This is a genomic window from Mesorhizobium sp. M5C.F.Ca.IN.020.32.2.1 (genome assembly GCF_004023105.1).
Classification (GTDB): Bacteria; Pseudomonadota; Alphaproteobacteria; order Rhizobiales; family Rhizobiaceae; genus Mesorhizobium; species Mesorhizobium wenxiniae.
This window is the reverse complement of sequence record NZ_RZSX01000423.1, coordinates 1-5,337: the sequence shown is the minus strand read 5'-3', so window position 1 is coordinate 5,337 and position 5,337 is coordinate 1. Positions and strand designations below refer to the sequence as shown.

General features: G+C 60.7%; 4 protein-coding genes. 3 read left to right on the top strand and 1 reads right to left on the bottom strand.

Features of this window, described 5'->3' with window-relative positions; translation table 11 throughout:
• Positions 1-377: 377 nt before the first annotated feature.
• From hemE to rho, 3 genes are all read left to right on the top strand, one after another.
• Positions 378-1,406, top strand: a complete 1,029-nt coding sequence (gene hemE, locus EOA86_RS20575; RefSeq protein ID WP_128343317.1) for a uroporphyrinogen decarboxylase — start codon at positions 378-380, stop codon at positions 1,404-1,406.
• The gene (hemJ, locus tag EOA86_RS20570) at positions 1,403-1,945 is read left to right on the top strand and encodes a protoporphyrinogen oxidase HemJ (protein WP_128343315.1); all 543 of its coding nucleotides are present in this window, start codon (positions 1,403-1,405) and stop codon (positions 1,943-1,945) included. Before hemE ends, hemJ begins: the two co-directional genes overlap by 4 nt.
• A 262-nt stretch (positions 1,946-2,207) precedes the next feature.
• Positions 2,208-3,473, top strand: coding sequence for a transcription termination factor Rho (gene rho, locus EOA86_RS20565; protein ID WP_027153631.1), 1,266 nt, complete (start codon positions 2,208-2,210; stop codon positions 3,471-3,473).
• Positions 3,474-3,498: 25 nt separating this feature from the next.
• Here the strand turns inward: rho and EOA86_RS20560 are convergent.
• A partial coding sequence (locus tag EOA86_RS20560; protein WP_164891861.1) for a thioredoxin domain-containing protein occupies positions 3,499-5,337 on the bottom strand: 1,839 nt, incomplete at its 5' end.

Below are 5,337 nucleotides of genomic sequence, written 5' to 3'. Positions count from 1 at the left end.
ATGTGGATAAGGTCGGTCGGAAAGATCGGCCGGTCGGAGGCGACTGTATCAGATGCCAGTTTGTCCATAATTCGATGCGCTGTCGGCTTCGTCGGGCGGCTGGGGACAAGTTCGGGGACGGGCTTTTTTGACTCTGCCTCATCCACAGGCCCGTTTTCTTTGCTCGGGCCATAACGCATTGACTCAAATCCGAAATTTCCAACTGTCCCCAATCCCCTCCTATCCGGCAGAAGAAGCACGCGACAATATGCTGGCTGGCATTTTCCGGGGCAAAGCGGGACAGGAGACAACCACCGATACCAACAGACTCTTAGAATCATAAGATTCCTAGAAATAGAATATTTAATTATAGAGAAGCCTGGAGAGGCGAGCGCTGAATGCCCGAAAACCGGATCATGCTGGACGTGTTGAAGGGCAAGGCTGCGTTTCCGCCGCCGCTCTGGATGATGCGCCAGGCCGGCCGCTATCTGCCGGAATATCGAGAGACACGCAGGCGGGCCGGATCGTTCCTCGATCTTTGCTACGATCCCGATCTTGCTGTGGAGGTAACGCTGCAGCCGATAGAACGCTTTGGCTTCGATGCATCGATCCTGTTTTCCGACATTCTGGTCGTGCCGCATGCGCTGGGCCGCGACGTGCGTTTCGAGGAGGGACGCGGGCCGCTGTTGACGCCGATCTCGGCGGCGGAGATTGCGGCTTTCGACGGCGAAACGTTTCACGTGAATCTCGAACCGGTCTACGAGACGGTCAGACGGCTGCGGACAAAACTGCCTGATGAAACGACGCTCATCGGCTTCTGCGGCGCGCCGTGGACGGTGGCGACCTATATGATCGCCGGCCACGGCACCTCAGACCAGGCGCCGGCGCGGCTGTTCGCCTATCGCGAGCCGGCGGCTTTCCTGCAGCTGCTGAACGTACTTGTCGATCACTCGGCCGCCTATCTCATCCGCCAGATCGAAGCAGGCGCCGATGTGGTGCAGGTTTTTGACTCGTGGTCCGGCGTGCTCGACGAAGTGTCTTTCGAGGCCTTTTGTGTCAGGCCGATGGCGGAGATCGTCAGGCAGGTACGGGCCGTGCATCCCAACGTTCCGATCATCGGGTTTCCCAAGGGCGCCGGCGCCCACTACCGGAGCTATCGCCAGAAGACCGGCGTGACGGGGCTGGGGCTCGACTGGACCGTGCCGTTGACGACGGCAAAGGAACTGCAGCGCGACGGCGCCGTACAGGGCAATCTCGATCCGTTACGGCTGGTGGCCGGCGGCAAGGCTCTAGCCGACGGCGTCGACGCTATCCTGAAAGCACTGGGCGATGGACCGCTGATCTTCAATCTCGGGCACGGCATCACGCCGGAAACGCCGATCGCGCATGTCGAGGCGATGGTGAAACTGGTGCGGAGCGCATCATGACGATGATGGGGAATGGCACCGCGGAAGGTGGTGCTGGCGCAATGCGCCGCGCGGCGATCGCCATCGTTATCTTCCTCGTTCTGGCCGGGGTTCTGTTCCTGTTCGGGCCGGATGATTTCTATCCCTGGGCGAAGGCGATCCATGTCATTGCCGTCATCTCCTGGATGGCGGGCATGCTCTATCTTCCGCGGCTGCTGGTTTATCATGCCGATGCTGAAAAAGGCTCCGTCCAGTCGGAAACCTTCAAGGTGATGGAGCGCCGGCTGCTGCGCGGCATCATCAATCCGGCCATGATCATCACCTGGGTATTCGGGCTCTGGCTGGCGTGGAAAGGCTTTGGTTTTCAGGGCGGATGGCTGCATGCCAAGATCGCCGCGGTGCTCGGGCTCTCGGCCGTTCATGGCTATCTGGCCGGCGCGGTGCGCAAATTCGCCAAGGACCGCAATGAAAAACCGGCGAGGCACTGGCGGATCGTCAACGAGTTCCCCACATTACTGATGATCGTCATCGTCGTGCTGGTCATCGTGAAGCCGTTTTGACGCCGTCGCATCGACCCGAAAATCGGGATCGATTTTCGGAAAGGACGATGCGGAACTCAAAAAGTCTTACAGCGTCCTTTGCGCGTCGAGAGAGAAGCGCGGCGCTCACAAAAGGCGGCTTGCTCTTTTAGTCGACCGACGATAAAAGACGGGTCTTCCTTCCCGTCATGCGCCGCCCCATTCATCGCTTCGGCCGCGCCCGGCATTTGTCGCATCCCGCCGATATTTTCCCCATGCTTAGTCACTCAGAGTCCGTCTAATGATGCAAGAAATGAAACTCACCGAGTTCAAGAACAAGAAACCGCCAGAGCTGATCGCTTATGCCGAATCGCTCGAGGTCGAGAACGCCAGTGTGATGCGCAAGCAGGAGCTGATGTTCGCAATCCTGAAGCGGCTGGCGACCCAGGATATCGAGATCATCGGCGACGGTGTGGTCGAAGTGCTTCAGGACGGTTTTGGCTTCCTGCGCTCGGCCAATGCCAATTACCTGCCGGGCCCCGACGATATTTATATTTCGCCGTCGCAGATCCGCCGGTTCTCGCTAAAGACCGGCGATACCGTCGAAGGCCCGATCCGCAGCCCGAAGGAAGGCGAGCGCTATTTCGCGCTGCTCAAGGTCAACACGATCAATTTCGACGACCCCGAAAAGATCCGCCACAAGATCCATTTCGACAATCTGACGCCGCTTTATCCGACCTCGCGGCTGAAGATGGAAATGGACGTTCCGACCTCGAAGGACATCTCGGCGCGCGTCATCGACCTGGTGGCGCCGCTCGGCAAAGGCCAGCGCGCCCTGATCGTGGCGCAGCCGCGAACCGGCAAGACGGTGCTGTTGCAGAACATCGCCCATTCGATCACCACCAATCATCCGGAATGCTATTTGATCGTGCTGCTGATCGACGAGCGGCCGGAGGAAGTCACCGATATGCAGCGCTCGGTGAAGGGCGAGGTCGTCTCCTCGACCTTCGACGAGCCGGCGGTGCGCCACGTCCAGGTCGCCGAAATGGTGATCGAGAAGGCGAAGCGCCTGGTCGAGCACGGGCGCGACGTCGTCATCCTGCTGGATTCGATCACCCGCCTCGGCCGTGCCTACAACACCGTGGTGCCGTCATCCGGCAAGGTGCTGACCGGCGGCGTCGACGCCAATGCCTTGCAGCGGCCGAAGCGCTTCTTCGGCGCAGCCCGCAACATCGAGGAAGGCGGCTCGCTGACCATCATCGCCACCGCGCTGATCGACACCGGCAGCCGCATGGACGAGGTCATCTTCGAAGAGTTCAAGGGCACCGGCAATTCGGAAATCGTGCTCGACCGAAAGGTGGCGGACAAGCGCATCTACCCGGCCATGGACATCCTCAAGTCCGGCACCCGCAAGGAAGACCTTCTGGTCGCGCGCCAGGACTTGCAGAAGATCTTCGTGCTGCGCCGCATCCTGGCGCCGATGGGCACAACCGACGCCATCGAGTTCCTGATCGACAAGCTCAAGCAGACCAAGACGAATGCGGATTTCTTCGATTCGATGAACACGTAAGGGGTCAGGCGAGGCAGCCCCTCACCTATCCGCGCCGTAACTGCCGCTCGAGCTCCTCTGCGTCCGTTATCACCGGTAGGCAGACCTGCCCGGTGCACAGCCAGGCGCCGGGCTCGATCGTTGGCGGCAAAACGCCGCCTGGCAGCGTCGCCAGGTTTGTCGCCGAGCCGACCGACACGATAGTGTCGACCCGGCGGGGGTCCGGATTTCGATTCGCAACCGGAACAAGCCCGGGGTTCTTTTGGGTGTCCACCAGCACCAGTTTCAACGGCTCGATCGCCAAGGCGCAGGCGTTGACGATACCTGCCTGGCCATAGACCTGATGCGCCGCACGGCCGGCCGCGTGTTCGGCGACCTTCCAGGTCTTTTCCTGTAATTCAAGATCGCCCGAAAGCGAGGACAATCGGACCATGGCCTCGATGATCTGGCCGGTGGCTGACGGGATAGCCTCGTCGACATCGCCCCTGATACGGATCGGCACGTCGGCACTGTCCGACGCGGTGAGGTAGTAGCCGGTGTTGTTCTCATCGCTATGCCATTGATCGAGCTGCGCGATGAATTGGCCGGCCAGCTCGGTGTAACGCGATGTGCCGGTAGCTTCAAACAAGGAGATCGCGGCGTTGACCATGGCGGCGTAGTCGCTCGACAGCGCCGGGAAAAGCCTCTTTGCGCCAAGCATCGAATGCGGCAAGCGACTGTCTCGACCCGCGCTGGCAATGGCAGCGAAGGCCTGCTCCGCCGCCTCGATCCAGTCGATCCGTTTCAGGGAACGACCGGCTTCGGCGAGAGCCGCGATGACCAGGCCGTTCCAATCGGTCAGGATTTTTCCGTCACGCCCGGGTCTGACGCGCTGCTCCCGGGCTGCTAGCATTTTTTCTTTTAAGGGAATGAGCCGGTCGCGATCGGCCACGCTTTGCGTTTGCTGGGCTTCGGTCTGGTGGATGATCGGCTTGCCCTCCCAGCCATGCGGGGCGACAATCGTAAAGTGTTTGAAAAATAAAGCTGAGTCGTCGCCAAGATCGGTTTCTATCTCATCCTTGCTCCAGGTGTAGAACAGTCCCTCCTCGCCCTCGCTGTCGGCGTCGAGGCTGGCAGCGAATGCACTGCCGTCGACGCGCATCTCGCGCAAGAGCCAGTCGATCGTCTCTTCGATTCGTACCCGGAACAATTCGTTGCCGGTCGCGGCATAGGCCCAATTGCACAGCCGAATGAGCTGCGCGTTGTCGTAAAGCATTTTTTCGAAATGCGGCACCAGCCACTCGGCATCGGTCGAGTAGCGGCTCAACCCACCGCCGATATGGTCATAGATGCCGCCGCGCAGCATCTGCTCGAGGCTGAGTAGGACGGCGTCGCGATGGGCTGTGTGGCGATCGCGCAGCCAGGAGAGCCAGAGCGTTTGCATGAACGGCGCATTGGGGAATTTGGGCGCGCCGCGCAGGCCGCCCAAATCCCTGTCGATCATGCCTTCTATGCCGTTGGCGAGTGTCGCCAGCGTGTCGCGGTCGAGCACGGCCTTGGCATGCGAGCCCGCCAGCCGCGCCTCGACGTGCGTGGTCAGCCCGTCAGCGCTTTGGTTAACGCTTTCTTTCTTCTCCCGCCACGCCTTGTCGACCGCCTCGAGTACCTGGACGAAGCCCGGACGGCCGTAGCGTGCCTCGCGCGGAAAATAGGTGCCGCCCCAGAAAGGCTTTCCGTTCGGCGTCAGAAACATGGTCAGCGGCCATCCACCCTGTTCGCCCATCGAGGACAGCGCCGCCATATAGATCTGATCGATGTCCGGCCGCTCTTCGCGATCCACCTTGATATTGACGAAGAGACGGTTCATGACGGCGGCAACGTCGTCATTCTCGAAGCTTTCGTGCGC